This window comes from Sphaerisporangium sp. NPDC049457 (assembly GCF_055586705.1).
In genome coordinates this window covers 94,643-121,630 of the sequence record NZ_JBVJHR010000001.1, presented here as the reverse complement: position 1 = coordinate 121,630, position 26,988 = coordinate 94,643, and the positions used below count along the sequence as shown (strand labels likewise).

Below are 26,988 nucleotides of genomic sequence, written 5' to 3'. Positions count from 1 at the left end.
GGCAGTGGTGGGTCGGGGGGCCGCGGTGTGGGGTGGGGTTCCGCCAGAACCCCCCCCCGCCACGCTCTCGCCCGCCGGCCCGGGTCAGGCCGGCGGGGCCGGGCTCACCCGACCCGGCAGGAGACCGACGGCCAGTTCCAGTTGCCGTTGTGCTGGATCGTGACGCCGAAGTTGTTGCCGCTGCCGTTCGGCCTGGCGACCAACTGCTGGGAGCTGGGGTAGCTGGCGCTGATGTTCCAGGTGTTGATGATCCTGGCGGGGTACGGGATGTTCATCGTGACGGTCCAGTTGCTGGACCCGGAGACCGCGACGTTGAGGTTGTAGCGGTCGCCCCACGACTGGCCCGCGGACAGGGTGGCCGTGCAGCTGCCGCCACCGGGGGGCGGGCTGGACGGCGGCGGGCTCGACGGCGGCGGGCTGGACGGGTTGCCGCCGCCGTCGGGGGCGACGGCCCGGCCGATGGAGGGGGAGATCATGCCGGCGCACAGGTTGCGGCTGCGCAGGTTGGCGGCGATCTGCGGGATCGCCTGCACGGTCGTCGAGTACTGGTCGTGCATCAGGATGACCTGGCCGTTCTGCAGCCGGCCGGCCGCCTGCACGATCTGGGAGGTGCTGGCGCCGTTCCAGTCCTGGGAGTCGACGTCCCAGATGATCTCGGTGAGGCCGAGCTGCTGCTCGACCGACCTCAGCGTGCCGTTGGTCTCGCCGTAGGGCGGCCGGAAGAGCCTGGGCGCGGTGCCGGTGGCCTGCTGGATGGCCTGCTGGGTGCGCTGCAGCTCCGACTGCATCTGCGAGCTGCCCATCTGGGTCAGGTGCGGGTGGGTGTAGCTGTGGTTGCCGATCCACATGCCGGCGTCCCGCTGTGCCCGCACCAGCGCCTGGTTGTTCTGCGCGTTCTGCCCGATGTTGAAGAAGGTGGCCCGCAGGCCGTTGGACGTGAGGGTGTTCAGCAGGTTGTTGGTGTTGCCGGGGTTCGGACCGTCGTCGTAGGTGAGGCCGACGTATCCGGCGCTGCAGTCGGCGGCGCTGGCCGAAGATGACAGGCCCACGGCGAAGCTCGCGCCCAGGACGCCGACGACACCGGCGATGAGCAGCTTGCGGACGCCCGAGAGGCGCCTGCCGGTGCGGCCGTGGGGAACGGCGCTGTCGATCATGTCTGTTCCTCCAGTGGAACGCTGATCGTCGAGATGGCATGTGCGTGCGGCGGCCGGCCTGCGCGCCATTGTGCGGACCGCCGCTGAAACATGTCAATCACGAGAAGAAACGTTTCAGAGGAGTTAAACGGTTAAGTAGCCGCTGAGATGATGAAATATCAATGAAATTGCCGAAACGTTTCGAACCCTGACGGCCGCGCCGCCGGACGCCCGGAAGGTCAGGCGGTCGGCTGGTGGGGTGAGCGGCCGCCCGTCCGGACGGCGGGCACGGACTCGGGCAGCGGGCCGTCGAAGGCGCGGGCGATCGCCAGGAGACGCCGGACCTCGCCGTTGACGTCCGGGGACGCCGGAGCGCCGCCGGGGGTCGTGTCGGGGGCGCGCGCGCTCTCGGCGCGGCCGTCCCTGGTGAGGAGCGCGTGCTTCAGCTGGACGGCCTCGACGGCGGCCCGCAGGTCGTCGCCGGTCAGCCCGGCCCGCTCGCCGAGCGCCCTGGCCTCGGCGGCGACCTCGGAACTGTAGTGGGGACGCAGGACGAGCATGGCGTCCGTGATCTCGATGACCCGCCGGTACAGGCGGAAATCGAGATCGCGGAGGCTCGCGACCAAGTCGCGGGCCGGCGACGCGGGCGGGTCGAGCGCGATGTCGGGCATGGCGCGATAGAGCTCGGCCCACAGCCGGTACAGGCGCATGTAACCGAGAAGACGAACCGCCCGGTCGCGCCCGGCCGTGACCTTCGGCCCCCAGGAAGGGGCGGTGCACCCGAGCGAGGCGAGCACCACCCCGGCGAAGATGACCAGGCGCGCGCCGACCTCGAAGACGCGCACATCGACGCCGAGCCGCACCGTGACGAGGTCGGCGCCCCTGATCGCCGAGTACACCAGCCCGAGGAAGGACGCGACCGCCACCATGCGCAGCCCGCGCCGCAGCCAGGGCGGGCCGCCGGCGTTCGCGTTGGTCCGGCACAGAATGGTGTTCTGCACCTGGACCGCCGCGAAGATGAGGATGTAAATCCCGAGATAGGCGACGGCGTCGGGATCGCCGGCGTACCTGACCACGAAATCGGCGGGCGCCTCCTCGCCCGGTGGTATCCGAAGGAACAGCACCGCCATGATCGTCACAATCGCGACCGCCACGGCGATGTGCCGCCGAATCGTCCTGCCGGCCTCCGTTTTCGGCAGGTCTATCAGCGACACCATCAGGTGGATGCTCAGCCCGAACATCGCGGCCGAGCCCTGGGAGAGCAGCGCCGAGACGTTCGGCACCCCCAGGAGCACGTCGACGCGCGTCCACACCTCGGGAATGGCGATGGTCATGGTGAACGCCATGAACGCCAGCGCCGTGCACAGCGCGAGCCGCGGAGGGTCGCCGCCGGACCGGACGGTGATGGCCACCTTGTTCCAGACGGCGAGCCACGCGAGGAGCGCGCAGATCGTGTAGAGCACTGTGTTCATCGGCCGTCCAGGGGGCGGCCGAGCGTACGCTCAAGGCGTCCGACGAGGTCGGCGTCACCCGGGCGCGGCCGGCGCACCGGCTCGGGGGCGCGCGACGAGACGCGGTGCAGGATCAGCGAGGCGATGTACTCCGCCTCCTGTTCCTCCACCGCCGAGTACCTGCTGCGCCACAGGACGTCGCGCACCTTCTGCGGGTCCAGGGAAGGGAACAGCGTCCCGAGCATCTCCTCCTGCATGGACGCGCTGCCCTCGTGCCCGCAGAGCAGATGCGCCAGTTCGTGCAGGATGATGTGCTCGCGGTGCAGCGGGGTGGTGTCCTGCTGGTAGAAGATGTAGTCCACCGTCTCGGTGGGGGCGCACAGCCCGCCCAGCGCTCCGCTGAGCGCGGGGACGGCCTCCAGGTGGATCGGCCGGCCCCGGCGCTCGCTGACGACTTCGCATAATCTGCGCGCGCTGAAAGGAGCAGGCAGCGGCAACGCGTCGACGATCGCGTCGCACCGCCGTCGTACTCGCATCAGGCTCATGCTCGCCCCTTCCACTCACATGAGCGGAATCACATGACTACGGCTCTTTCGGCTTCTCGTGTCGTGCGGCGTCACCTCGAGGCAGGCCCTCGAGGTCTCTTACTCGATCGACTATCTCGACGATCGTGTCGAGGCTCTGGCTGGACAGGCCTGCGGCCCGCAGCGCGACCATCTGGACACGGGCGTCTTTGAGCGCGTTCAGAACGCCGAGCTCGGCGCCGATGCGCGAAGCGGCCTCATCGTCGAAGAAGTAGGCCGGGGGGACACCGAAGAAGCGGGCGAGCGCCTCGACGTGCTTGACCGTGGGGTTGTCGCGCTCACCTTTGCGGAGGTACCAGATGTAGGTACCCGAGATCGTCGGGCCGCCCTGCTCGCGTATCGCCGAGGCGACCTCCTCGTTGCTGTAGGGGCCTCGGCCGGCGGGGTGAATCGTGGTGAACAGGTGGTTCAGCTTGTCGGCGAGCGTCGATGGACGCGCACGCGCCTCATCCATGACGTCCTCCAGCAAGCATAATCAACTGATGTGAAAAGCGTACCATGGCCCTCCTGACAACAGTTGACGTCCGGAGTACGCCCCCCGAGCGCCACGCTCCACCCTCGCCTTCTTAACGCACGTGAATACACGATAGCACGAGTTTAATCAGAGTTAAGATCACTGCTGTCGCGGCCGAGGTGCTCCCTCCCGGACCTCGACCGGCGGCGTCCTCGGCGGCGTCTTGTACGCGCCGGGCGGGGGCTCAGGCGGTCAGCTGGGCCATGGCCTTCATGACGCGCTTGTCGGAGACCGGGTAGGGGGTGCCGAGGGTCTGGGCGAAGTAGCTCACCCGCAGCTCCTCCAGCATCCAGCGGATGTCGGTGACCGCCTGCTCGGACCTGCGCGCCGGCGGAAGCCGGTCCACGACCTCCTCGTAGGCCATGCGGATGTCGTCGAGCTTCAGCATGCGCTCACGGTCGCGGAAGGGGTCGTCGGGGAGCTTCTCCAGCCGCCGCTCGACCGCCCGCAGGTAGCGCTGCAGGTCGGGCAGCCGCCCGTGACCGGCGGCGGTGACGAAACCGGGGAAGACCAGCGACGACAGATGCTCGTCGATCTCCTCCAGGATGTCCTGCGGGTCCTTCATCGCGCCGAGCGTGGTGCGGGCCTTCTGCCAGATCACCAGGATGCGCTCGACCCTGTCCACCGCCTCGGCCGTGGTGTCGTACAGCTCGGCGCGCACGTGGTCGTGCACGCGCGCGAAGGCCTCGGCGTTCCACGCCGGCCCGCCCGCCTCGGCGATGAGCTTGTCGGCCGCGCAGGTGACGCAGTCTTCGAACAGCTCGGCGGCGTCGCGGTGCGGGCTGTGGCTCAGCGCGAGCTTCTGCTGGGTGCTCAGCCCGCGCAGGATGGCCTTGGCCGGCGAGGTGACGTTCAGCAGGACGAGCCGCCGCGTGCCCTTCCACATGGCGGCCCGCTGCTCGGCCTCGGTCTCGAAGACCCGCACCCCGACCGTCGCGCCCTCGTCGACCAGCGCCGGATATCCCTTGACCCTGCCCTGCTGGAACAGCCGGGGCAGCTCGCCGAACGTCCACGAGCGCAGGCCCGTGCGTTCGAGGCTCTCGCCCGCGCGGGACAGCGTGGCGCGCAGCTTGGGCGCCAGCCTGCGCTTCAGCGCGTCGAGGTCCTTGTCCTCGGCCACCGTGCGCTTGTGCTCGTCGACCACGCGGTAGGTGACGCGCAGGTGGTCGGGCAGCCGCGCCGGGTCGAACGCGTCGGGCGGCACCCGCACGCCGGTCAGCGCGAACAGCTCGCGCGCCACGGCCTCCGCGAGCGGCTCCTTGCCGGGGGTGACCCGTTCGAGCACGGCCTTGGCGTAGTTCGGGGCGGGGACGAAGTTGCGCCTGACCACCTTGGGCAGCGAGCGGATCAGCTCGGTGACCAGTTCCTCGCGCAGGCCGGGGATCTGCCAGTCGAAACCGCCGTCGCCGACCTGGTTGAGCACCTGGAGCGGGACGTGCACGGTGACGCCGTCGGCGTCGGCGCCGGGTTCGAACTGGTAGGTGAGCCGCATGCGCTGGCCGTCCTGCCGCCAGGCGTCGGGATAGGCCTGCTGCAGGTCGGCGGCGTCCGCGCCCTGGTTGATGAGCATCTCGGCGGAGAAGGTCAGCAGGTCGGGCTCGTCCTGCCGCTTGCGCTTCCACCAGGTGTCGAAGTGGGCGGCCGACACGACGGTGTCGGGCACGCGCCTGTCGTAGAAGTCGAACAGCGTCTCGTCGTCCACCATGATGTCGCGGCGGCGGGCGCGGTTCTCCAGCTCCTCGACCTCCGACAGCAGCCGGCGGTTCTCCTTCAGGAAGCGGTGGTGGGTGTCCCAGTCGCCCTCGACCAGGCCGTGGCGGATGAACAGCTCTCGCGACAGCTCGGGGTCGACCTTGCCGTAGTTGACCTTGCGGTCCACGACGATCGGCACGCCGTACAGCGTGACCTTCTCGTAGGCCATGACCGCGCCCTGGTTCTTCTCCCAGTGCGGCTCGCTGTAGGTGCGCTTGACCAGGTGGCCGGCGAGCGGCTCGACCCACTCGGGCTCGATCTTGGCGACGACCCGCGCCCACAGCCGGGAGGTCTCCACCAGCTCTCCCGCCATCACCCAGCGGGGCTGCTTGCGGAACAGCGCCGACCCCGGGAAGATCGCGAAGCGCGCGTTGCGGGCGCCGATGTACTCGCGGGCCGGCCGCCGCCGCGGGCCCTGCTCGTTCTTGTCGGCCTTCTCCACATCGAGCACGCCGATGTGGGACAGCATGCCGGCGAGCAGCGAGACGTGGATGCGGTAGGAGTCGGGCCGCGTGGTGTTGAGGGTCACCCCGAGACCCTTGGCGACCTGCTTGAGCTGGCTGTAGATGTCCTGCCACTCGCGCACGCGCAGGTAGTTGAGGAAGTCGGCCTTGCACATGCGCCGGAACTGGCCGGAGGACAGCTCGCGCTGCTGCTCGCGCAGATGGTCCCAGAGGTTGAGGTAGCTCAGGAAGTCCGACTCCTTGTCGGCGAACCTGGCGTGCTTCTGGTCGGCCTGGGCCTGCTTGTCGGCGGGCCGCTCGCGCGGGTCCTGGATGGTCAGCGCGGCCGCGATCACCATGACCTCGGTGGCGCAGCCGTTGCCGTCGGCGGCCAGCACCATGCGCGCGAGTCTCGGGTCGATCGGGAGCTGGGCGAGCTTTCCGCCGATCGGGGTGAGCTTGCGGTGCTCGTCGAAGGCGCCGAGCTCGTGCAGCAGGTTGACGCCGTCCTTCACCTGCCGCTGGTCGGGCGGCTCGACGAACGGGAAGGCCGCGATGTCGCCGAGGCCGAGCGAGGTCATCTGCAGGATGACCGACGCGAGGTTGGTGCGCAGGATCTCGGGGTCGGTGAACTCCGGCCGTCCGAGGAAGTCCTCCTCGGAGTACAGCCGGACGCACACGCCGTCGGAGGTGCGGCCGCAGCGGCCCTTGCGCTGGTTGGCCGACGCCTGCGAGACCGGCTCGATCGGCAGTCGCTGGACCTTCAGCCGGTGGCTGTAACGGGACACCCGGGCGAACCCGGGGTCGACCACGTACTTGATGCCGGGAACCGTGAGAGAGGTCTCGGCGACGTTGGTGGCGAGGACGATGCGCCGCCCGCGATGGGACTGGAAGACGCGGTGCTGCTCGCCGGCCGACAACCGCGCGTACAGCGGCAGGACCTCCTCCGGCCGGCCCTTGAGCGCCTCGGCGGTGTCCCTGATCTCACGCTCGCCGCTGAGGAAGACCAGGATGTCCCCCGGTCCTTCGGCGCACAGCTCGTCCACCGCGTCGACGATCGCCTGCGCCTGGTCCTCCTGGTCGTCGCGGATGGGGCGGTAGCGCACCTCGACGGGGTAGGTGCGGCCGGACACCTCGACGATCGGCGCGTCCCCGAAGTGGCGCGAGAAGCGCTCGGGGTCGATGGTCGCCGAGGTGATGATCACCTTGAGGTCGGGCCGCTTGGGCAGGAGCTGCTTGAGGTAGCCGAGGATGAAGTCGATGTTGAGGCTGCGCTCGTGCGCCTCGTCGATGATCAGCGTGTCGTACCGCGACAGGAGCCGGTCGCGCTGCATCTCGGCGAGCAGGATGCCGTCGGTCATGACCTTGACGAGCGTGTCGTCGCCGGAATGGTCGGTGAAGCGGACCTTGTACCCCACGGCGTCGCCCAGCGGGACGTCCAGCTCCTCGGCGATGCGCTCGGCGACCGTGCGGGCCGCGATGCGGCGCGGCTGGGTGTGACCGATCTGCCCCTTGACGCCCCGGCCGAGCTCCAGGCAGATCTTGGGGATCTGGGTGGTCTTGCCGGAGCCGGTCTCACCCGCGACGATGACCACCTGATGATCGCGCAGGGCCTGGAGGATGTCGTCCTTGCGCCCGCTGACCGGCAGGTTCTCGGGATAGGTGAGTGCGGGAACGAGCGCCCGCCGCGCCGCGACCCGGGCCTCGGCCGCGTCGATCTCGGTGGCCACCTGGTCGGCGATGGACCGCAGGGCCTTGCCGTCGCGAACGCGCCGCGCGCCGTCGAGACGGCGGCGCAGCCGCAGCTCGTCGCGCAGCATCAGCGCGGGCAGGCGTTCACGAAGATCGGTCAGGGGCGATTTCAACGAAGACGTTCCCATGGTCGCTTTCTCGGCCGTCTCGTCGAACGACCGCCACCGGCAAGGATAAGCAACCTTCCCCCGCTCTCCGCCAACGGTTTACCTCCGGCGCGGGCGCGGAGCCCTCCCCCGCCCGCCTGACCTGCGGTCTTCTCCGTGGACGCGCCCGGGCGAACGACGTCCCGCCGGGGCGGCGCCTCGGCGGGACGTCTTGGTCTGCGCGGGAGCCGGCTCTGCGGCCCGGGGGTTTCCCTGCCCGGCGGCACCCGTGTGCCGGGCAGGGCGGGCCGGAGAGACCGTGGTCAGTGGGCGCGCAACAGCTCCCCGGGGGAGTCCTGGACGTACTTCAGCGCCTTCTCCAGGCACACGATGGCGCCGCGCCGGGGACGGTTGATGAAACGAACGTCGTCGGCCAGCGCCCGCATGATCTGCAACCCCCGTCCGTGCTCCGCCATCGGGGAGCGTTCGCCGAGCTGCTCAGGGTCGAAGCCCCGCCCGGTGTCGACCACTGTGATCATGAACTTGTCCGCCACGAGCTGCGCGCTGACGGTGTACTCGTCGGCCTCGGTGGCGTGCCGTATGACGTTCGAGCACGCCTCTGTGAGCATGAGCAGGATGTCCTCCCTGATCTCCCGCTCGACCCCGAGGATCTCCAGCTCCGCACCGAGGACCTGCCGGGTCACGGACACGCTGGCCGCATCGCGCGGCAAGCGCAATGCGATGGTCACCTCCATGCTTCCTCCCTCTCCCATCCGCCCACCTTGTTAAAAGTGCCCCCAGGAGAGGGGGCAAACGCGGTAAGGGAAAGGTGATGTGATCGGCGGCGCGTCAGCGCGGCACGTGCGCGGCGGCCTCGGCGGCCAGCGCGGCGCCGATGATGCCCGCCTCGTTCAGCAGCTCCGCCGGGACCACCGGTGTGCCCGGCAGTTCGATGTGGTGCAGGAACTTGCCGGCCTTCTTGCTCACGCCGCCGCCGATGACGATCAGCGACGGGGACAGCAGCGCCTGGATGTGCTCCAGGTACCTCCGCACCCGCCGGGCCCAGTCCTCCCAGCTGAGGTCGTGCTTCTCGCGGGCGTGGTCGGAGGCGCGGCGTTCGGCCTCGTGCCCGTCGATCTCGATGTGCCCGAACTCGGTGTTGGGGATGAGCAGGCCGTCCATGATGAGCGCGCTGCCGATGCCGGTGCCGAAGGTGAACACCGTCACCAGCCCCGCGCGGCCGCGTCCGGCGCCGAACCGGGCCTCGGCGACGCCCGCCGCGTCGGCGTCGTTGAGCACGGTGACCTCAAGGCCGGTGGCGTTCGAGAAGAGCTCGCGCGCGTCCAGGCCGATCCAGGCGGAGTCGACGTTCGCCGCCGTCCTGGTGACCCCGTCCACCACCACCCCGGGGAAGGTCACCCCGACCGGCCCGGTCCAGGAGAAGTGCTCGACGATCTGCCGGACGACCCCGGCGACCTCCTTGGGAGCGGACGGGCTCGGCGTCGGCATCCGCAGGCGCTCCTGCGACAGCGCCCCGGCCACGGTGTCCACCGGGGCCCCCTTGATGCCCGATCCGCCGATGTCGATTCCCAGCACGTTCATGTCCACTCCTCGTCGAGCCCGTCAAACCGTTATTACCGCTATCGTGCGCATGATGCCGTACATGCTCAGACCGTTGACGATGTTGCTGTCCGCCGCGCTAACCATGGCATGCCTGCCCTCGCGGGCGGCCGACGCCGCGAGCGCCGCCGAGGCGCCCGCCGTCCCCCGCGTCCCGGCCGGCACGACCGCGAGCTACATGGTCTTCGACCGGAAGACGCGCACGACGACGCTCGCCCGCAATGTGCACAGCCGCTTCCGGTCCGCCTCCGTGGTCAAGATCCTCATCGCGCTGGACTACCTGGAGTCGCGCAAGCCCGGCCGGGCGATCCCCGCCGCCGACCGTGCGCTGCTCAAGCTGATGCTGCGCTCCAGCGACGACGACGCCGCGTCGGCGTTCTGGCGGCGCGGAGGCCAGCGGGCGATCATCGACCGCGTGGTGCGCCGGCTGGGCCTGCGGGACACCGAACCGCCGCCCGCCTCCCGTCCCGGTTTCTGGGGCTACACCGCGCTCAGCGCCTCCGACGTCGTGCGCACCTACCGATATCTGCTCGACCGGGCCGACGCCGGCGCCCGCGGCCTCATCCTCGGCCACCTGCGCCAGGCCACGCGGTGCGCCAGCGACCGCTTCGACCAGTACTTCGGCATCCCCAGCGCCGTGCCGCGGCCGTGGGCGGTCAAGCAGGGGTGGTCCGGCTACGGCGCCACGCCGGCGGTGCCCTGCTCGGGCTCGCGGGCCGGCGGCTCCCCGGCCGCCGCGTCCGGCTCCACGCTCTCGGTCTCGGCGCCCGGGTCCGCGATTCCCCCCGCCGCGCCCGAAGCCGCGGTTCCCGCGGCGGCGGACGCCGCGTCCGCGGACGGCGCCGGGACGGTGGGCGCGTCCGTGCGGCCGCCGGTGAACCTGGTCCGCCCGGTGCTGCACACCACCGGCCTGGTCGGCGCGGGCGACCGGCTGATCGTCGTGGTGCTCACCCTCCAGCCGGCGGGCTCCTCGTACGCGGGCTCCGCCGCCCGGCTGACCGCGCTCACCAAGCAGGTCTACCGGGCAGGCCGCCCTCGCTGAACGCCGTCCGCGCGCGTGCCGAGCACGGCGTCGAAGGGCGCGGTGTTCTCGTCGAACGTCCACCTCGTCGAGGTGTCCAGCGGGTCGAGGCGGCCGTGCCTGGGGTCGTCCCTGCCCACCACGAACGGGTCGGTGCGCGCCGGCCCGGCCTGGGAGTCCTCCTGCCGGTACGAGGAGCCCGCCGGGGCCTCGCGCCGGTAGGCCGAGGGCACCTCCCACTGGTAGGAGGACGCCGGCTCCGCGCCATAGGCGGACGCCGGCTCCGCCCGGTAGGAGGAGGGCTCGGCGCGGTAGTACGACGGGGCCGGGTCCGTGCGGTAGGCGGACGCCGGCTCCGCCCGGTAGGCCGACGTCGGCTCCGCCCGGTAGGCCGATGTCGGCTCCGTCCGATACGAGGCCGAGGCCGAGGTGTAGGAGGAGGCGGCGGTCTCCGCTCGGTAGGAGCCCGGGGCGGGATCGCTGGAGTAGGAGGGCTGGGCCTGCGTCGCGGAAAGGTAGGCGGACGGCGTCGCCGAGGAGGGCTCGGCCAGATAGGCCGACGTCGCATAGGAGTCCGCGCGCGAGGCCGAGGACGTGTACGCCTCCGGCCGGGATGACGGCGACGCGTAGGAGTCCCCCTGGAAGGACGAGTTCGAGGGGGTATAAGCGTCCGCGAGGGGGGACGGCGACGACGGGTAGGAGGCGGCGCCGATGGCGGCGGCGGCCCGGCCGTTGCCGACGGAGAACAGGTAGGAGTGCAGCCCGTCGACCAGGCGTTGCACGTCCTCTCGCGGACGCACCGCCAGCCGCAGGAAGTCGCTGCTGGAGCCCAGCTTGTCGCCGCAGTCGCGCACCAGCAGGTTGTGCGCAGACCGCAGATACTCGGTCAGCGCCTGGCCGTCCTTGCCCTCGGGCAGGCGCACCATCAGGAAATCGGCCTGCGACGGGTACACCGTGACCCCGGGCAGCGCCGAGAGCCGCTGGGACATCGACCGGCGGTCCTCCGCCACGGTGCGAAGGCTCTCCCGGTAGTCCCGCATGTGGTCCCTGAGCATGAAGACCAGCGACTCGGCGTAGGAGTTGAGGTTCCACCGGGGCAGCGTCCGCCGGATCCTGTCCGCGAGCGCCGGGTTGGCGACCAGGTGGCCGAGGCGGGCGCCGGGCAGCCCGAACGCCCTGTCCAGGCTCCGCAGCACGATCACGTTCGGCCTGATGGCCGCCTCGCCCGCCACGCTCGGGACGGCCTCTGAGTCGACGGAGTCGGCGTAGGACTCGTCCACCACGACCAGGTCCAGGTCGGAGAGGGAGTCCAGGAGCTCGACGACCCGGGCGCGGGGCAGGTGGCCGCCGTCGGGATTGTTGGGGTTGCAGATCACCGCCACCCTCGACCCGCGCTTGCGGACGAACCGCGCGTACGCCTCGACGTCGAGCGCGAAGCCCTGGTCCTCCTGGAGGGGGTACATGTCGACGCGCTTGCCCGTGTGCAAGGGCTGGTCGGTCCAGCGCCCGGAGGAGGGGATGGGGACGGCGAGGCTCTCCTGGACGAGCAGGTGGTCGATCCAGGTGATCAGCTCGCTCGTCCCGTTGCCCATGACGACCGTCTGGGCCTTCAGGCCGAGGACCGCGCTCAGTTCGGCGGCGACCGCGTCCGCGTCGCTGGGGTGGTGCCGCAGGACGGTCGCGGCGTTGCGCCCGAGAAGCTCGAACATCTCGGGCGTGGGGAAGTACGGGTTGCACGGGAGGCGGAAGTCCACCGGGGCCGCCTGGGCGCCGCCGGGCCCGCGCGCGTACGAGAAGGACGAGGGGCCGTTCGCCTCGGCGCGCAGCGGGCTGAGATCGGTGGAACCGGCCAACAGAGGTCTCCTCCATGACGGCGTTCATGACGGGCGTGCGCGGGCGCGACACCCTGAGGTACGCGGCCGGTGCCTCACGGGTTCATCCCCGCTTCGCGCACGGCCCCGCCGTTCGCGGGCCCGCCGGCCGGACGATCACGGGTTCGACGCGGCTCACCGATCACCGGTTCCGTCCGGATATCAGCTGTTCCATCCGCCCGGGCGACCGGGCCGCCTGAGCCTCCTGGCGCCGCCGGGGCGGCGGAACGCCTCGCCGGGCGGGACGAATCAGAGTCTCAATGGCCGCCCGGCGCTTGACTGAAGTGGTCAGGACTTGGCCAGCTCCTTGCTGATGCCGTTCGGTCCTTCGTACTCCTTGTCGGGAAGCCGCCGCAGCGCGTCCATCGCCTGCTCGTCCGCGCCCTTCTGCTTGGCGTGCTCCACGAGCTGTTCCTTCGTCGCCGGGTAGTCAACGCCGGACAGGAATTTCTGAACGTGGATGAAGTCCACCTGCGTCATGCTTCCCCCTTTGTCGCGACGTAGTTCCTATCCCGCCCGCCGGTCGAGAAACCCGACATTCCGCCCCACCGGACCGGCGATGCCCGAGTCTTTGCCCGCAACCCGAACGACATTCTGCATTGTGCGGGCGCGCGGGCGGCGTCCCGCGATACGGTGCTGTCCGGAACAACCTGACATGTCGGCCAAAAACCCTTAAATCACTACATATGCCCAGGCTATCGCCCTACGACGCCGGGACCGTCCCCTACCCGCCGGACGGCCGGCGCGTCGGCGGACGCCCAGCTCATGGGGCGACGGACGACCCGCCCGGCTCGGCAAAGCGTGTCAACCCGTAATTTTTCCCGATGTCATCGACAAAAGTGGCACTGAAAGATCCACTGGTCAAGCTCCGTAAGTATGACAGTTATCACGAAACGAATAGTGACACTGACATATGCGAGCTATGGGTCCGGTCACTAGGCATGGCTGGGGCTATCCGTAATTCTCCTCTTAGCGCTCAGCGCGACCGGCCTAAGAGAGGGGTGCGAGACGTGATCGACAGGTACGAGATCTATTGCCTCGCCGATCCACTGTTTTACGACACCCTTGACAACCAGCGCACGAAGTATCCCGACTTTCCCATAGCGGGCAGGGATGTGCCGGACGGCTGGCAGCATCGCGCCACCGACACCTGGTTGCACTACGGCCCGGAGGATCTCTCCCTACCCCTCCAAGGGTGGAAGATTCACGTCTCGGCCCGCCTTGACGACGCCGAGAAGACGCTCGCCACGATCTGGGACTACTGCGTCGGCCGCCGGCTCAGCTTCAAGTTCCTGCGCGGGCCGCGCGTGGTCATGATGCTCAACTCCAAGTACGCCGAGCGCGGCAGCAGCGGCAAACTGGTCACGATCTACCCCTCCGACGAGGCCGAGCTGGAGCTCGTGCTCAAGGAGCTGGACGAGCTGCTGCACGGCGTCCGCGGCCCGTACATCCTCAGCGACCTGCGCTACGGCGACGGTCCGCTGTACGTGCGGTACGGCGGGTTCGCCGAGCGCTACTGCCTGACGCCCAACCGCGACCGGGTGCTCGCGATCGCCGACGCCGACGGCACCCTGGTGCCCGACAAGCGTGGACCGTCCTTCTCGCCGCCGTCCTGGGTGACCCTTCCCGACTTCCTCAAGCCGCACCTCGACGCCCGCAACGCGGTGACCTTCGCCGGCCGGCCGTACGAGATCGAGAAGGTACTGCACTTCTCCAACGGCGGCGGCGTCTACCAGGCCAAGGACACCCTCAACGACCGCACGGTCATCCTGAAGGAGGCCAGGCCGCATGCCGGGCTCGACGCGGCCGGCCGCGACGCGGTGGCCCGCCTGAGCCACGAGGCCGACATCCTGCGCCGCCTGGAAGGGCTGGACAGCGTCCCCGCGCTGTACGACTACTTCGTCCTCGGCGAGCACCACTTCCTGGTCCAGGAGTTCATCGACGGGACGACGCTGAGCCAGGAGTCGGTGCACCGGCACCCCCTGACCCGCGCCACCCTCACCCCCGAGGACGCGGCCGAGTACACCGACTGGGCGCTCGACATGCTGGCCCGCGTGGAGCGGGCGGTGACCGCGCTGCACGGGCGCGGGGTCGTCTTCGGCGACCTGCACCCGTTCAACGTCCTGGTCGAGGACGACCGCGTCGTGCTGATCGACTTCGAGGTCGCCAGCCTGGCAGAGAACCAGGCCCGCCCCACCCTCGCCCATCCGGGCTTCTGCCCGCCCCGGGACCGGCTCGGCATCGCGGCCGACCAGTACGCCCTCGCCTGCATGCGGCTGAACCTGTTCGCCCCGATGTCGACGGTGCTGATCCCGCTGCATCGCGCCAAGGTCATCCACCTGGCCGAGCTGGTGCGGGGCACCTTCCCGGTGCCGCACGCCTTCGTCGAGGAGGCCGTGCGCACGATCCTCGGCGGCGACCCCGGCCTGGCCGATACCGCGCCGGCGTCCCCCTCCGTACCGGAGACGCCCGCGCCGAAGCCGCCGGCCTCCGCGGCGCCCACCGGGACCACTCCCGCGCGCGCGGCCTCCCCGGTCCACCCCCTGAAGGCGATGCGCGAGCTGCCGATGCCCGGCCGCGCCTCCTGGGACTCGATCCGGGAGGCGACCCACCGGGCCATCCTGGCCTCGGCGACCCCGGACCGCTCCGACCGGCTGTTCCCCGGCGACGCGGCCCAGTTCCAGCCGGGCGGCGGGCTCAACCTGGCCAACGGCGCCGCGGGCGTGCTGTACGCGCTCGCCGAGACCGGCGCGGGACGGTTCCCCGAGCACGAGACCTGGTTGCGCGAACGCGCCATGGCGCCGAAACCGGGGACCGGCCTCGGCTTCTACGACGGCCTGCACGGCGTGGCCTACGCCTTCGAGGCGCTCGGCCGCAGACAGGACGCCCTGGAGCTGGTCACCTCGTGCCTGCGCGAGAAGTGGGATCAACTCGGCCAGAGCCTGTACGCCGGCCTGTCCGGCATGGGACTGAACCTGCTGCACCTTGGCGCGACGACCGGCGAGCGCGAGCTCACCGCGACCGCCCTGCAGATCGTCGACATGGTGGCGGCCCGCCTCGGCTCGGTCGACAGCGTGCCGGAGATCAGCGGAGGCGGCAGGCCGCACGCCGGGCTGATGCGCGGCTCCTCTGGCCCGGCGCTGCTGTTCCTGCGGGCGTACGAGCTGACCGGCGACGCGGGGATGCTCGACCACGCGGACGTCGCGCTGCGGCAGGACCTGCGCCGCTGCACCCAACGCTCCGACGGGCAGCTCCAGGTGGAACAGGGCTGGCGGACCAACCCCTACCTGGACGAGGGCTCGGCCGGCATCGGCGTCGTCCTGGCCCGGTATCTGGCCCACCGCGACGATGAGGGCTTCCGGCAGGCGCTGTCGGACATCGCCCCGGTCGCGACCCTGGAGTACTACGTGCAGTCCGGCCTGTTCGCCGGCCGGGCCGGCATGATCGCGGCCCTGGCCCTCGGACTGCGGCCCGGCGTGGACCGCGACTCCCCCGAGGTGGCCGGCCAGGTCACGCGGCTCGGCTGGCACGCCATGCCCTACGGCGGCGGGCTCGCCTTCCCCGGCAACCAGCTGCTGCGGCTGTCGATGGACCTGGCGACCGGCACGGCCGGCGTCCTTCTCGCACTGGGAACCGTGCTGCACGACCGGCCGGTGACCGTGCCCCTGATCTCGCCCTCCGGCAATCTCGCCGAAGCGGTGAACCCGACGAACACCGGAAGGAGGTGATCGTCAATGGCTCTCCTCGACCTCCAGCAGATGGAGCTCCCGACCGGCGGTGGCGGCGGCGGCAGCGTCCTGAGCCTCGTGGGCTGCACCCCCCACGAGAACAGCAGCCTCAGCATCCTCTGCACCTGATATCAGACCCAAGGCAAACGGAAAGGGCGTGACTGGAATGGCGCTTCTCGACCTGCAGGACATGGAGATCCCCGGCGGCCACGGTGGCGGCGGCGGCAGCGTCCTGAGCCTCGTGGGCTGCACCCCCCACGAGAACAGCAGCCTCAGCATCCTCTGCAGCTGACATCTGTGCCAGTGCCTGGGGCGGCCCTCACCCGGCCGCTCCAGGCCTCACCATTCCCGCGAACCTCGGAGGGGAAACCTTTGCCATGTCGGATGGGCTTCTCTTCGAGGTGCTCCGCCGCAGCGGCCGGTGGCCCGCCGTGTACGCCTTCACCGCGCTGTGCGGCGCCGTCGTCGAGCTGCTGCTCCCGGCCGCCCTGGGCACGGCGGTGGACGTCCTCGTCGCTCCCGGCGGCCAGGGCGGCGACTCACATCTCGCCGGCGACTCCTTTCTCTCCGGCGTCCCGGTTCTGACCGGCGGCCCCCTTCTGTACTGCGTCTCGCTCGTCGTCGTCATGGTGGCGTGCGACGCCGTGGCCGTGTTCGCGGCCGGCGCGGGCGGCGCCCAGGCCTCGCGCCTGCTTCGCCTGCGGGTCGTCCGGCACATTCTCGGCGTCGGCCCCTCCGTCTCCCGGCGTTTCTCCGCCGGCGACCTCGTCACCCGCGCCGGCTCCAACACCGAGGAGGTCGGGGCGGCCCCCGAGGCGCTGATCACCGCCCTGGCGCTGCTCGTCCCCGCGGCGGGCTCGCTGGTCGCGCTCACGCTCATCGACCCCTGGCCCGCGGTGGCCTTCGCGGTGGGCCTGGCCCTGATCGGCGTGGTACTGCGCGCGTTCCTCCGCAAGAGCACGGCCGTCGCCTCGGGCTACCAGGAGGCGCAGAGCGACATCGCGGCCCGGCTGATCGACGCGCTGTCCGGTGCGCGCACCGTCGCCGCGGCCGGCACCGAGCGGCTGGAGGTCCGGCGCGTGCTCGGACCGCTGCCGCGCCTGCACGCCAGCGGCATGGCCCTGTGGCGGGTGAACGCCCGCGCCGGCGTACAGGCGGCCATCGTCGTGCCGCTGCTGGAGATCGCCGTCATCGGGGTCGGCGGGTTCCGGCTGGCCGCCGGCGCGATGAGCGTCGGAGACCTGTTCGCGGCCGCCCGGTACGCCGTCCTCGGCGCCGGCATCGGCTCGGCGCTCGGCTACCTGAACCGCCTCGCCCGTGCCCGCTCGGCGGCCCGGCGCGTCCGCGAGGTCCTCGACCGGCCCGCCGTGGCCTACGGCGACGCCCGCCTCGCCCCGCGGGACGACCCGCACTTCCCCTACGCCCCGCTGTTCGCCGACGCCGACGACGAACCTCTCGCCGAGGATGCCGCGGCCGGGGAGCGGGGACGGCTGGAGCTGCGCGGCGTGACCGTGCGGGTGGACGGGCGGCCCGCGCTGCACGACATCGGCCTGACCGTTCCGGGCGGCGCCGCGCTCGCCGTGGTCGGCAGGTCCGGCAGCGGCAAGTCGCTGCTCGCGGCCGTGGCCGGGCGGCTGGTCGACCCCGACGAGGGCGAGGTGCTGCTCGACGGGGTGCCGCTGCGCCGGCTCGGCCGCGCCGCCCTGCGGGAGGCCGTCGGCTACGCGTTCGAACGGCCGGTGCTCTTCGGCGGCACGCTCGCCGAGGCGATCGCCGTGGGACGCCCGGCGAACGCGGCCGTCGCCGCCGCCCGCGCCGCCGCGGCCGACCCGTTCATCCGCAGACTCCCCCGTTCGTACGACACCCCGGTGGACGAGGCCCCCATGTCGGGCGGCGAGCGCCAGCGCGTCGGACTGGCCAGGGCCTTCGCCCACGGCGGCCGGCTGCTGATCCTGGACGACGCCACCTCCAGCCTGGACACCGTCACCGAGTACCAGGTGGCCAGGGCCCTCACCGAGGAACTGCGCGACCGCACCAGGGTGATCGTCGCCCACCGGGCCACGACGGCGGCGCGCGCCGACCTGGTCGTCTGGCTGGAGGAGGGACGGATCCGCGCTCGCGGCACGCACGAGGTCCTGTGGCGCGACCCCGCCTACCGCGCCGTCTTCCAGGTCGCCGGCCCCTCCGCCGCAGACGCCCCCAGTCCCGAGGTCCTGGGAGGCCCGGCCGTGGTGGCCGGCCCGGCCCGCTCCCCCGGCCCGCCATCGTCTTCCGCCGCGGCGGCGGGCCGCACGCGCCCGCCCGATCCGCCGACTCAGGCGGGAGCCGGGACGGGCGGGGACCGTGCGGAGGAACACCCGGATGAGCACGCCGCCTCCTCCGCCGCGCGGGTGGCGCGGGGCGTCCCGGTGGCGGAGCGGACATGAGCGTCCGCGACCTGCTGTGGCAGGCCCTGCGCGCGCGTCCGCGCCATCTGGTGCGCCTGATCGGCTGGTCGTTCGCGGAGGCGGCGCCGTCGTTCGTCTCCGGGCAGGCCATCGCGCGCGCCCTGGACGACGGCTTCGCCGCCGGGCGGCCGGTGACCGGCCTCGCCTGGCTGGCCGTGCTGGGCGCGGCCTGGCTGGCGGCGGCGCTCGGCGCGCGGCAGGTGCTGCTGGCGATCGCGGGGATCGTCGAACCGTTCAGGGACGAACTGATGCGCCGCGTCGTGGACGGCACGCTGCACCGGGCCGCCTTCTCGGGCCTGCGCACCGACAGCGCCGCGGTGGCGCGGACGAACCGCCAGGTGGAGCTGGCCCGCGACTCCTTCGGAGCCGTGATCGCCGTGGTCAGGTCGTTCCTGTTCTCGGTGACCGGCGTGGTGCTCGGCGTGCTGACGCTGATGGGCGCCGTGCTGCCGCTGGTGCTGCTGCCGCTGGCCGCCGGTCTGGCGATGTTCGCGCTCTCGCTGCCCGCGATGGCGCGGGCGCAGCGCGAGCTCATCCTGGCCGAGGAGCGGACCGCGTCGTCGCTGGCCGCCATGGTGGAGGGCTTGCGGGACATCACGGCGTGCGGCGCCGAGGACCGCGTGGCCGGCGAGGTCGGGCGGGACGTCGAACGGCAGGCGCGCGCCACCCGGACCCTGGCCCGGCTCACGGCCGTGCGGACCGTCTCGCTGGCCGTGGGCGGCTGGCTGCCCATCCTGCTGGTGCTGGTGGCCACGCCCGCGCTGGTACGGCAGGGCGCGACCGCCGGGATCATCCTCGGCACGCTCACCTACGTCGCCCAGTCGCTCACCCCGGCCCTGGGCAGTCTCGTGCAGGGTGCGGGGGTGAACGGCGTGCGCCTGGTGACGGCGCTCCAGCGCATCACGGCGACCAGCGCCCGTCCCCCGGCGGCGGCGACCGGCCGCGCGGGCGCGCCGGACAGCACGCTGCTACGGCTGCGCGGGGTGAGCTTCGCCTACGGTCCCGAAGCCGAGCCGGTCGTGTCCGGCCTGGACCTGACGGTGGCGGAGGGCGACCATGTCGCCGTCGTCGGGCCGAGCGGCATCGGGAAGTCCACGGTGGCGGCGCTGGTGGCGGGGATCCTGCGCCCGAGCGCCGGCCGGGTGCTCATCGGCGGAGTGGCGGTCGAGGAGATGGACCGCGCCGCCCTGTGCCGCGCCCGGGTCCTGATCCCGCAGGAGGCCTACGTGTTCCGCGGCACGCTGGGCGAGAACTTGACCTACCTGGCGGGCGACCGCTCGCAGGCGGAGCTGGACCGGGCGGTGGAGGCGGTCGGCATGGCGGACCTTGCCCGCAGGCTCGGCGGCTACGCGGCCGAGGTGGACCCCGGCGAGCTGTCGTCGGGAGAGCGGCAGCTCATCGCGCTCACCCGCGCCTACCTGTCGCCCGCGCGGCTGATCCTGCTCGACGAGGCGACCTGCCATCTGGACCCGGCGGCCGAGGCGCGGGCCGAGGAGGCGTTCGCCGCCCGGGGCGGGACGCTCATCGTGATCGCCCACCGCCTCACCTCCGCGCTGCGCGCCAAGCGGGTGCTCGTCATGGACGGGACGCGGGCGCTGGCGGGGACGCACGAGGAGATGGTCGCCGCTTCGGGTCTCTACCGGGACCTGATGGGCCGGTGGGAGGCTCCGGTGGGCGCGGACGCCTGAGGCCGACGACTCACGCAGCTAATCAGACATTTGCCATAAATAACCATATATCTCCCTATTCACGGGTACGTGCTCACTTACGCCGGTTGTGCCTTCCTATTCGGCGACGCAGGCCAGTCCTGCTGGAACGGAGGCAACGAGGTGAGCACACAGATGAACCAGACGAAGACCCAGGCGCCCGACGTCACGACCGCCCGGCCGATGGCGCATCGGGGCAACGCCGAACTCGTCAGCGAGCACGGCAGGACGACGATCGCCGACACCGTGGTGGCCAAGATCGCGGGCATGGCGGCCCGTCAGGTGTCCGGGGTGTACGCCCTCGGCGCGGGCATGTCCCGGGCGCTGGGCGCCGTACGCGAGGCCATCACCGGAGGCGGCGGCACGGCCAGCACCCAGGGTGTCGCGGTCGAGGTCGGCGAACGCCAGGCGGCGGCCGATCTGGACGTGATCGTCGAGTACGGGGTGTCCATCCCCGACCTCGCGGCCGGGGTCCGCCGGAACGTGATCGACGCCGTGGAGAACATGTGCGGCCTGGAGGTCACCGAGGTCAACATCACCGTGGACGACCTCCACCTGCCCGGCGAGGAGACCACCGAGCCCCAGGAGGCCAGGGTCCGATGACTTCGCCGACGGGCGTCCGCGAGAAGCCCGAGGTGGAGCGGCTGGCCGACCGCATCGCCCAGGCGGCGGAACGCTGCCCGGACGTCGCCTCCCTGGCCGGAGGGCCGATCGCCACCTACCTCGCCGGCCGCACGGTCGCCGGGGTGGCCGTGCGGGACGCCGAGATAGAGGTGGCCGTGGTCGCCCGGTACGGACGACCGCTCGCCGAGATCGCGGCGGACGTGCGCGCCGCCGTCGAACCTTTGGCACCCGGCCTGCCGGTCCACGTCCGCATCGACGACATCGCCCTGCCAGGGGACGAACCCGTCACCGCCGAGGGCCCAGAAGACACGGACCGCTCCGGTCGGGGCGAGACGGACCGCTCTGCGGAGGCGGGCGGGTGAGGGACGGGCGGCGGCGCGGCCGGAGCGGGCGTGCGCCGCCGCACAGGGAGTGCCCCCCTTAGAAAGTGGACAGTGGAAGGTGAGCGAAATGGAAGAGAACCGTCTATGGCCGGCGGTCGGACTGCTGTTCGGAGCCGCGCTCGGGTTCGCCGTGATCGTCGGCGGCCTCACGGCGTTCCTCGTCGTCCTCGTGCTCGGCGTACTGGGGTTCCTGGTCGGCCGCGCGATGACCGGTGAGCTCGACATGAGCGGACTGATGGGCGGCCGGAGACGCACATGAACACCGAGCCGAACCGCCCGATGCCCGGCGCGGGCGGACCGGCGCCGGGCGGCTCTGGCACGGCCGCGCCTCCCGCCGCGGGGAGGCACGACGCCGGGTCCGGCGCCGCCGGACCACCGGCCGGGGAAGTCGCGTCCCCGCAGGCGCGGGGGCACACCGACATCTCCGACCGGGTTCTGGAGCGGATCGCGGCCCACGCCGTCCGCGAGGTCGAGCAGGTCGGCGGGGCCGCGCCGCGGATGCTCGGCGTGCCGCTCGGGCGCGACACCGAGCAGGCCGCTCCACGGGTCAGCGGCCACGTGGAAGGCGGGCTGGCGATCCTGCGGGTGACCCTCTCGGTGGTCTACCCCGCGCCGATCCGCCAGGTCGTCCACCGGGTGCGCGAGCACGTCGTCACCCGCGTCAGGGAGCTGACCGGTCTAGAGGCGCGGCAGGTCGACATCGACGTCGCCCGGCTCATCCACCCTGCCGAACAAGGGAGGCGCGTCCAGTGACCACACCAGCCCCCGGCGACCACGACCCGATCCGGCCACCCCCGGCGAACAGGCCGCCGCGACAAGACTCGGCATACGATCCCACGGCGAACGGACCAGTCGCACAGGACCCGGCGAACAGTCCCACGCCCGGCGGACAGGCCGGGTGGGAACCGGCCTACGAGTCCGCGACCGGCGGACAGGCCGGACAGGCACCGGCGTACGAGCCCGCGGTCGGCGCGATGGCGCGGCACGAGCCGGCCGGGACGCCGGCGGCGGCGGCGTATGACGTGGACATGGGCGCGCCGGAGGTCGAGTCCGGGCGACCGTCCGGCGACCGGGCGCGGCGCAGGGCGGCGGCGCGGGCGTTCCGCTCGCATCGGACGCTGCCCGCCACCCTGGTCGCCCTGCTCCTCGCGGCGGCCGGCATCGTCACCTTGGTCGGCGCGGTGGCGGCGGCGGCCCGCGCACACCCGCGGATGCCCACTTTGTCGTGGCTCGCCCCGCTCGGCCGGGCCCGCTGGGACGACCCGGCGACGCTCACGACCGCCGTCGTGGCCTGCCTGCTCGGCCTCCTGCTCCTGTACGCCGCGCTGAGCCCCGGGCGCGCCCGGCTGGTCGCGCTGGCGTCCGAGGACCCGCAGACGGTCACCGGCATCACCCGCGCCGGGCTGCGCCGCCACCTGGCCGCGGTCGCCTCGGCGGTGGACGGGGTGTCCCGCGCGCGGGTGCGGCTGCGGCGGCGCCGCGCGGAGGTGAGCGTCGCCACCCCGCTCCGCGACCCGGTGGAGCTGCCCGCCCAGGTCGGTCAAGCCGTCGAGGGCCGGCTGGCCGAACTGCGCCCGCTGAGGCCCATGCGCGTACGGGTCGACGTGCGCCGGAAGGGGGGATGAACGGTGAGCCGCCTCGACACCCGCCACGACGCCCGCGTGAACCGCACCGGGCTGGCGATCGTCGGCCTGATCCTGCTCTTGGCCGGCCTCGCCGCGCTGGCCAAGGGCCTCGGGCTGTTCGGCGGACGGAGCGAACCGGTCGTCTCCGGCCAGGTCGCCGCGTTCGCCGCCCGTAACGCCTGGTTCTGGCCCGCGCTCGCCATCGCCGCGCTCGTGGTCGTGCTGCTCGCGTTGCGCTGGCTGTTCCTCCAGGCGCGCAGGAACACCATCCGCCACCTGGACCTGGAGGAGGACCCCGGGCACGGCGCCACGCACCTGTCGGCCCGGGCCGCTGCCGAGGCCATCGAGGACGATCTCATCCACGCCATGCACGAGGTCCCGGCCGTGGGCGAACAGCCCGCCCCGGCGGCCGCCGGGCACGGCGTGGCCCGCAGGCGCGGGACGCCCGCGGAACGGGTGCGTGCCCGGCTCGGCGGCGCCCCCGCCGCGCCGAGCCTGACGCTCGCCGTCGTCCTGCCCGACGAGTCCGACCCCGCCGCCGCCCAGCAGGGTATCCAGCGCGCGGTGGCGCGGCTGCGGCGGTCCCTGGAGACCGAGCGCCTGCCCGCCACCGTCCGGATGCACACCGTGCGCACGCACCACTGACGCCGGCCGGGGCCGGCGCGCCGGCCCCGGCGATGTTCCCTTCCACCACCGACCGACCACCACACAACAACAGCAAGCAAGATTCACGCAGGAGGCGTCATGGGCGCGCACACGCGTCAGATGACCCGGACACCGCTGCAGACCGCCGCGTTCGTCGTCGGCATCGTTTTCCTCGCGGTCGGCGTCCTCGGGTTCATCCCTGGCATCACCACCGACTACGGCGCCATGAAGTTCGCCGGGCACGACTCAGGAGCCCACCTGCTGGGACTGTTCCAGGTGTCGACCCTGCACAACATCGTGCACCTGATCTTCGGCGTCGCGGGCCTCGCGATGGCCCGCAGCTGGACCGGAGCCCGCAACTTCCTGGTCTGGGGCGGCGTCATCTACCTGCTGCTGTGGATCTACGGGTTGCTGGTCGGGCGTGAGAGCACGGCCAACTTCGTCCCGTTCAACAGCGCGGACAACTGGCTGCACTTCCTGCTCGGCGTCATCATGATCGCCCTGGGCGTGTCGCTGTCCCGCCACGGCCGCCCCCGCTTCGCGGGCAGAGGCCCCTTCCCCGGCTGACGGCCGGGACAAGGTGTATGGGCGGACGCCGCCCGGTGGGACACGACCTCCCACCGGGCGGCGTCAACCTGTCGCAGGTCATCCGGCCACGACACCGGGTCTAGTTGTGGTAGTGCCGGTCAGAACCGGTCTCGGCCGCGGTCACGGTCGCGGTAGCGGTCGTCTCGGCTTCGCTCTCTGCTCTTCCCGCTGCTGCGATCGCGGTCACGGTCGCGGTCACGGTCCTCCCGGCCACGCTCCCGGCTCTTGCCGCTGCCGCGGCCCCGGTCCCGATCACGGTCCCGGTCGCGGTCCTCGCGGCCACGTTCTCTGCTCTTGCCGCTGCTGCGGTCCCGGTCACGGTCGCGGTAGCGGTCACGGTCCTCCCGGCCACGCTCCCGGCTCTTGCCGCTGCCGCGGCCCCGGTCACGGTCGCGGTCGTCTCGGCTTCGTTCTCTGCTCTTGCCGCTGCTCCGGTCTCTGCGGCGGTCGCCGTCGTCGTTTCCGATGCCGCTCGAAGCGCTGACGGCCTGCGTCGTCTTGCCCATGGCATCCCCGCGGGCCGGGTTCACCGCCGTCTGAAGCGTCGCGGTCAGGCAACAGGTGCCCAGTACGCCGACGAGTCCCCGCCGAATGGTCCTCTTCATTCCGCGGTCCCCTTTCGTCGCTGCTGCTCCGGATCTGCCGTCGCCTCTCCGTCGAGGAGGCCACGTGGCTTCACCATGAGGCACCGGACGTCATGGCGGCGTGACGCGGGCGTGACACGCCCCGCCGCAGCCGGTGCCGGCGTCCCGTTCACACCGCGAAAGGGCGCCGCGCCGTGGCGAACCGGTGGCTACACTCCAGTCATGAAGGCCGCGGTCCGCAGCAGGTACGGTCCACCGGAAGTGGTCGCGATCGCCGAGGTGGCGGAACCGGCGGTCAAAGACGGCGAAGTGCTCGTCAAAGTCCACGCGACGACGGTCAATCGCACCGACTGCGGACTACGCGCGGCGAAACCCTTCTTCTACAGGGCCGTCATCGGTCCGATCCGGCCGAGGCTGACCGTCCTCGGCAACGAGTTCGCCGGAGAGGTCGAGGCGGTCGGCGACGGCGTCACGCGCTTCGCGCCCGGCGACCGGGTCTTCGGATACAACGACACCACCTTCGGCGCCCATGCCCAGTACATGGTCATTCCCGAGAACGGCGCGCTGGCGGCCATGCCGGAGGGCCTGACCTACGAGGAGGCCGCGCCCAGCACCGAGGGTTCGCACTACGCCCTCTCCCTCATCACGGCGGCGAAGGTGCGAAGCGGGCAGGACGTCATGGTCTACGGCGCGACCGGCGCCATCGGCTCGGCGGCGGTCCAGCTGCTGAAGAGTTCCGGCGCGGTCGTCACCGCTGTCTGCGACACGAAGAACGTCGAACTCGTCAAAGAACTGGGCGCCGACAGGGTCGTCGACTACACGGCCACGGACTTCACCAGGGACGAGCGGCGATACGACGTCGTCATCGACGCGGTCGGCAAGAGCACGTTCGGCCGGTGCAGGCGGCTGCTGAAACCGCGCGGCGTCTACATCGCCTCCGACCTCGGCCTCTTCTGGCAGAACCCGTTCCTGGCGCTGGCCACCGCGCTTTTCGGCGGCAAGAAGGTCCTGTTCCCGCTGCCGAAGCAGGACCCGGCGATGGCGCGGCACTTCAAAGAGCTCATCGAGTCCGGCGACTTCCGTCCGGTCATCGACCGGACATATCCGTTGGACGAGATCCTCGACGCCTACCGGTACGTCGAGTCCGGGCGCAAGATCGGGAACGTCGTGATCACGGTCGGCCATCCGTCCTGAGTCCGTCGCACGGGCGGCGGAACCGCGTCACCGGTGTCCGTCCCGGCCGCACCTGTCCGCGCCGGCCCACACTTGTCCGTTCCGGCCGCGCCTCTCCCTGCCTGCCCGTACCCGTGCCTGTCCCTGCCCGCCCGTGCGGCCGTGACCGCGCCGGTCGCGTAGTAGGGCGCGGATCGGGCATGCTGGAGGTCAGGCGACTGGCGGCAAGGGGATGGCAACGACCATCGGGGAGCCTGCTCGTGGGAGTCGACCGCCTGGGCGCCCACGGCGAGGAGTGACATGTCCCCGTTCCCTGACAACTCTCCCGCGCCCGCCCAGCAGGCGGGCGAGCCCGAATCGGCGGCGCGCGTCCTCGCGGGCGGGCCGGTGGCGGAGGCCATCTTCGCCGACGTCGCCGAGCGCGTGTCCGCGCTCAAGGACCGCGGAGTGGCGCCCGCGCTCGCGACGATCCTGGTCGGCGACGACGACGCCAGCGCGGGCTACATCCGCATCAAGCAGCGCAAGGCCGCCGAACTGGGCTTCATCTCGCCGCACGAGCACCTGCCCGCGTCCGCCACCCAGGCCGACCTGCACGCCGCCATCGCCGCCTTCAGCGCCGACCCCGCCGTCCACGGGCTGCTCGTGCAGCATCCCGTCCCGGCGCATCTCGACTACGACCGCGCGCTGCTGTCCATGGACCCGGACAAGGACGTCGACGGCATGCACCCGCTGAACATGGGACGCCTGGCGCTCGGCCTGCCGGGGCCGCTTCCGTGCACCCCTGCCGGCATCGAGGCCCTTCTGGCCCACTACGGCATCCCGGTGGCCGGCAGGGAGGTGGTCATCCTCGGCCGTGGCGCCACCCTCGGCCGGCCGCTGGCGATGCTGCTCGCGCAGAAACGCCCGACCGCGAACGCCGCCGTCACCGTCGTGCACACCGGGGTGCCCGACTGGCCGCGCTACACCCTGCGCGCCGACATCCTCATCGCCGCGGCGGGCGTGCCGGGCATCATCACCCCCGAGCATGTGAGACCGGGTTCGGTGGTGATCGGCGGCGGCGTGCGGTACGCCGGGCGGCGGCTGCTGCCCGACGTCGACGAGTCCTGCGCGCGGGTGGCGGGCGCGATCACCCCCCGGGTCGGCGGGGTGGGTCCCACCACCGTCGCGATGCTGTTCCGCAACGCCGTCACGGCCGCGGAACGCGCGAGCGCGACCCCCCGTCTTTAGACGCTCGCGGCCCCAAACGGTCGCGGCCGTC

General features: G+C 71.9%; 25 protein-coding genes and 1 riboswitch. Of the genes, 15 read left to right on the top strand and 10 right to left on the bottom strand.

Translation table 11 applies throughout. The annotated features are described in order from the left end of the window. Positions 1-104: 104 nt before the first annotated feature. From ACZ6QO_RS00545 to ppgK, 7 genes are all read right to left on the bottom strand, one after another. The gene (locus ACZ6QO_RS00545; RefSeq protein WP_465846274.1) at positions 105-1,154 is read right to left on the bottom strand and encodes a polysaccharide deacetylase family protein; all 1,050 of its coding nucleotides are present in this window, start codon (positions 1,152-1,154) and stop codon (positions 105-107) included. Positions 1,155-1,372: 218 nt separating this feature from the next. Further along, positions 1,373-2,605 (bottom strand): MAB_1171c family putative transporter, encoded by a 1,233-nt coding sequence (locus tag ACZ6QO_RS00540; protein WP_465846273.1) that lies wholly within the window; start codon positions 2,603-2,605, stop codon positions 1,373-1,375. Continuing rightward, positions 2,602-3,129 carry an ImmA/IrrE family metallo-endopeptidase gene (locus ACZ6QO_RS00535; protein ID WP_465846271.1) on the bottom strand — a complete coding sequence of 176 codons (528 nt, stop codon included), beginning with the start codon at positions 3,127-3,129 and terminating at the stop codon, positions 2,602-2,604. Before ACZ6QO_RS00535 ends, ACZ6QO_RS00540 begins: the two co-directional genes overlap by 4 nt. A gap of 37 nt (positions 3,130-3,166) precedes the next feature. Further along, positions 3,167-3,622 carry an XRE family transcriptional regulator gene (locus ACZ6QO_RS00530; protein ID WP_465846270.1) on the bottom strand — a complete coding sequence of 152 codons (456 nt, stop codon included), beginning with the start codon at positions 3,620-3,622 and terminating at the stop codon, positions 3,167-3,169. 244 nt (positions 3,623-3,866) lie between these two features. Continuing rightward, positions 3,867-7,757, bottom strand: a complete 3,891-nt coding sequence (hrpA, locus tag ACZ6QO_RS00525; protein WP_465846269.1) for an ATP-dependent RNA helicase HrpA — start codon at positions 7,755-7,757, stop codon at positions 3,867-3,869. A gap of 281 nt (positions 7,758-8,038) precedes the next feature. Further along, positions 8,039-8,470 (bottom strand): ATP-binding protein, encoded by a 432-nt coding sequence (locus ACZ6QO_RS00520; protein ID WP_465846268.1) that lies wholly within the window; start codon positions 8,468-8,470, stop codon positions 8,039-8,041. Positions 8,471-8,564: 94 nt separating this feature from the next. Next, entirely contained in the window at positions 8,565-9,317 is a 753-nt protein-coding gene (ppgK, locus tag ACZ6QO_RS00515) for a polyphosphate--glucose phosphotransferase (RefSeq protein WP_465846266.1), read from the bottom strand. A gap of 61 nt (positions 9,318-9,378) precedes the next feature. On the opposite strand from ppgK, the gene ACZ6QO_RS00510 reads away from it, so the two are divergent. Next, the gene (locus tag ACZ6QO_RS00510) at positions 9,379-10,377 is read left to right on the top strand and encodes a hypothetical protein (RefSeq protein WP_465846265.1); all 999 of its coding nucleotides are present in this window, start codon (positions 9,379-9,381) and stop codon (positions 10,375-10,377) included. On the opposite strand, the gene ACZ6QO_RS00505 is transcribed toward ACZ6QO_RS00510, so the two are convergent. Beyond that, positions 10,353-12,209: a pyridoxal phosphate-dependent aminotransferase gene (locus ACZ6QO_RS00505; RefSeq protein ID WP_465846263.1), complete on the bottom strand. Its 1,857-nt coding sequence runs from the start codon at positions 12,207-12,209 to the stop codon at positions 10,353-10,355. The genes ACZ6QO_RS00510 and ACZ6QO_RS00505 overlap by 25 nt on opposite strands. A gap of 306 nt (positions 12,210-12,515) precedes the next feature. Beyond that, complete coding sequence (locus ACZ6QO_RS00500) at positions 12,516-12,707, bottom strand: DUF2795 domain-containing protein (RefSeq protein WP_465846261.1); 192 nt, start codon at positions 12,705-12,707, stop codon at positions 12,516-12,518. A gap of 530 nt (positions 12,708-13,237) precedes the next feature. On the opposite strand from ACZ6QO_RS00500, the gene lanKC reads away from it, so the two are divergent. From lanKC to ACZ6QO_RS00440, 12 genes are all read left to right on the top strand, one after another. Then, positions 13,238-15,955: a class III lanthionine synthetase LanKC gene (gene lanKC, locus ACZ6QO_RS00495; RefSeq protein WP_465846259.1), complete on the top strand. Its 2,718-nt coding sequence runs from the start codon at positions 13,238-13,240 to the stop codon at positions 15,953-15,955. 6 nt (positions 15,956-15,961) lie between these two features. Beyond that, positions 15,962-16,084, top strand: a complete 123-nt coding sequence (locus ACZ6QO_RS00490) for a SapB/AmfS family lanthipeptide (RefSeq protein ID WP_465846258.1) — start codon at positions 15,962-15,964, stop codon at positions 16,082-16,084. Positions 16,085-16,121: 37 nt separating this feature from the next. Further along, the gene (locus ACZ6QO_RS00485) at positions 16,122-16,247 is read left to right on the top strand and encodes a SapB/AmfS family lanthipeptide (protein WP_465847213.1); all 126 of its coding nucleotides are present in this window, start codon (positions 16,122-16,124) and stop codon (positions 16,245-16,247) included. An 85-nt stretch (positions 16,248-16,332) separates the two neighbouring features. Next, positions 16,333-18,381, top strand: coding sequence for an ABC transporter ATP-binding protein (locus ACZ6QO_RS00480; protein ID WP_465846256.1), 2,049 nt, complete (start codon positions 16,333-16,335; stop codon positions 18,379-18,381). Beyond that, entirely contained in the window at positions 18,378-20,090 is a 1,713-nt protein-coding gene (locus tag ACZ6QO_RS00475; RefSeq protein WP_465846254.1) for an ATP-binding cassette domain-containing protein, read from the top strand. Before ACZ6QO_RS00480 ends, ACZ6QO_RS00475 begins: the two co-directional genes overlap by 4 nt. A 153-nt stretch (positions 20,091-20,243) precedes the next feature. Further along, positions 20,244-20,711, top strand: a complete 468-nt coding sequence (locus ACZ6QO_RS00470; protein WP_465847211.1) for an Asp23/Gls24 family envelope stress response protein — start codon at positions 20,244-20,246, stop codon at positions 20,709-20,711. After that, the gene (locus ACZ6QO_RS00465) at positions 20,708-21,094 is read left to right on the top strand and encodes an Asp23/Gls24 family envelope stress response protein (RefSeq protein WP_465846252.1); all 387 of its coding nucleotides are present in this window, start codon (positions 20,708-20,710) and stop codon (positions 21,092-21,094) included. Before ACZ6QO_RS00470 ends, ACZ6QO_RS00465 begins: the two co-directional genes overlap by 4 nt. A gap of 88 nt (positions 21,095-21,182) precedes the next feature. Then, positions 21,183-21,374: a DUF2273 domain-containing protein gene (locus ACZ6QO_RS00460; protein WP_465846250.1), complete on the top strand. Its 192-nt coding sequence runs from the start codon at positions 21,183-21,185 to the stop codon at positions 21,372-21,374. After that, positions 21,371-21,868, top strand: a complete 498-nt coding sequence (locus tag ACZ6QO_RS00455; RefSeq protein WP_465846249.1) for an Asp23/Gls24 family envelope stress response protein — start codon at positions 21,371-21,373, stop codon at positions 21,866-21,868. The genes ACZ6QO_RS00460 and ACZ6QO_RS00455 overlap by 4 nt, the downstream gene beginning before the upstream one ends. After that, on the top strand, positions 21,865-22,740 hold the full coding sequence (locus ACZ6QO_RS00450; RefSeq protein ID WP_465846248.1) for a DUF6286 domain-containing protein: 876 nt from the start codon (positions 21,865-21,867) through the stop codon (positions 22,738-22,740). Before ACZ6QO_RS00455 ends, ACZ6QO_RS00450 begins: the two co-directional genes overlap by 4 nt. 3 nt (positions 22,741-22,743) lie before the next feature. Further along, complete coding sequence (locus tag ACZ6QO_RS00445) at positions 22,744-23,385, top strand: alkaline shock response membrane anchor protein AmaP (protein ID WP_465846247.1); 642 nt, start codon at positions 22,744-22,746, stop codon at positions 23,383-23,385. A gap of 99 nt (positions 23,386-23,484) precedes the next feature. After that, positions 23,485-23,952: a DUF4383 domain-containing protein gene (locus ACZ6QO_RS00440; protein WP_465846245.1), complete on the top strand. Its 468-nt coding sequence runs from the start codon at positions 23,485-23,487 to the stop codon at positions 23,950-23,952. Between the two features lie 119 nt (positions 23,953-24,071). Here the strand turns inward: ACZ6QO_RS00440 and ACZ6QO_RS00435 are convergent, their stop codons facing one another. Then, on the bottom strand, positions 24,072-24,578 hold the full coding sequence (locus ACZ6QO_RS00435; RefSeq protein WP_465846243.1) for a hypothetical protein: 507 nt from the start codon (positions 24,576-24,578) through the stop codon (positions 24,072-24,074). Between the two features lie 201 nt (positions 24,579-24,779). Here ACZ6QO_RS00435 and ACZ6QO_RS00430 point away from each other — a divergent pair, with 201 nt between their 5' ends. After that, the gene (locus ACZ6QO_RS00430) at positions 24,780-25,751 is read left to right on the top strand and encodes an NAD(P)-dependent alcohol dehydrogenase (protein WP_465846241.1); all 972 of its coding nucleotides are present in this window, start codon (positions 24,780-24,782) and stop codon (positions 25,749-25,751) included. A gap of 183 nt (positions 25,752-25,934) precedes the next feature. Beyond that, positions 25,935-26,018, top strand: a riboswitch (ZMP/ZTP riboswitch). A 12-nt stretch (positions 26,019-26,030) separates the two neighbouring features. Next, a complete protein-coding gene (locus ACZ6QO_RS00425; protein ID WP_465846240.1) occupies positions 26,031-26,957 on the top strand; it encodes a bifunctional 5,10-methylenetetrahydrofolate dehydrogenase/5,10-methenyltetrahydrofolate cyclohydrolase in 927 nt (308 codons plus the stop codon). Positions 26,958-26,988 lie beyond the last annotated feature (31 nt).

Coding starts and splice junctions, on each gene's coding strand:
- ACZ6QO_RS00480 (WP_465846256.1), top strand. CDS start 16,333: ATGTCGGATGGGCTTCTCTTCGAGGTGCTCCGCCGCAGCGGCCGGTGG.
- ACZ6QO_RS00475 (WP_465846254.1), top strand. CDS start 18,378: ATGAGCGTCCGCGACCTGCTGTGGCAGGCCCTGCGCGCGCGTCCGCGC.
- ACZ6QO_RS00425 (WP_465846240.1), top strand. CDS start 26,031: ATGTCCCCGTTCCCTGACAACTCTCCCGCGCCCGCCCAGCAGGCGGGC.
- ACZ6QO_RS00530 (WP_465846270.1), bottom strand. CDS start 3,622: ATGGATGAGGCGCGTGCGCGTCCATCGACGCTCGCCGACAAGCTGAAC.
- ACZ6QO_RS00510 (WP_465846265.1), top strand. CDS start 9,379: ATGCTCAGACCGTTGACGATGTTGCTGTCCGCCGCGCTAACCATGGCA.
- ACZ6QO_RS00455 (WP_465846249.1), top strand. CDS start 21,371: ATGAACACCGAGCCGAACCGCCCGATGCCCGGCGCGGGCGGACCGGCG.
- ACZ6QO_RS00490 (WP_465846258.1), top strand. CDS start 15,962: ATGGCTCTCCTCGACCTCCAGCAGATGGAGCTCCCGACCGGCGGTGGC.
- ACZ6QO_RS00470 (WP_465847211.1), top strand. CDS start 20,244: ATGAACCAGACGAAGACCCAGGCGCCCGACGTCACGACCGCCCGGCCG.
- ACZ6QO_RS00465 (WP_465846252.1), top strand. CDS start 20,708: ATGACTTCGCCGACGGGCGTCCGCGAGAAGCCCGAGGTGGAGCGGCTG.
- ACZ6QO_RS00435 (WP_465846243.1), bottom strand. CDS start 24,578: ATGAAGAGGACCATTCGGCGGGGACTCGTCGGCGTACTGGGCACCTGT.
- ACZ6QO_RS00430 (WP_465846241.1), top strand. CDS start 24,780: ATGAAGGCCGCGGTCCGCAGCAGGTACGGTCCACCGGAAGTGGTCGCG.
- ACZ6QO_RS00485 (WP_465847213.1), top strand. CDS start 16,122: ATGGCGCTTCTCGACCTGCAGGACATGGAGATCCCCGGCGGCCACGGT.
- ACZ6QO_RS00535 (WP_465846271.1), bottom strand. CDS start 3,129: ATGAGCCTGATGCGAGTACGACGGCGGTGCGACGCGATCGTCGACGCG.
- ACZ6QO_RS00520 (WP_465846268.1), bottom strand. CDS start 8,470: ATGGAGGTGACCATCGCATTGCGCTTGCCGCGCGATGCGGCCAGCGTG.
- ACZ6QO_RS00545 (WP_465846274.1), bottom strand. CDS start 1,154: ATGATCGACAGCGCCGTTCCCCACGGCCGCACCGGCAGGCGCCTCTCG.
- ACZ6QO_RS00440 (WP_465846245.1), top strand. CDS start 23,485: ATGGGCGCGCACACGCGTCAGATGACCCGGACACCGCTGCAGACCGCC.
- hrpA (WP_465846269.1), bottom strand. CDS start 7,757: ATGGGAACGTCTTCGTTGAAATCGCCCCTGACCGATCTTCGTGAACGC.
- ACZ6QO_RS00460 (WP_465846250.1), top strand. CDS start 21,183: ATGGAAGAGAACCGTCTATGGCCGGCGGTCGGACTGCTGTTCGGAGCC.
- ACZ6QO_RS00540 (WP_465846273.1), bottom strand. CDS start 2,605: ATGAACACAGTGCTCTACACGATCTGCGCGCTCCTCGCGTGGCTCGCC.
- ACZ6QO_RS00500 (WP_465846261.1), bottom strand. CDS start 12,707: ATGACGCAGGTGGACTTCATCCACGTTCAGAAATTCCTGTCCGGCGTT.
- ppgK (WP_465846266.1), bottom strand. CDS start 9,317: ATGAACGTGCTGGGAATCGACATCGGCGGATCGGGCATCAAGGGGGCC.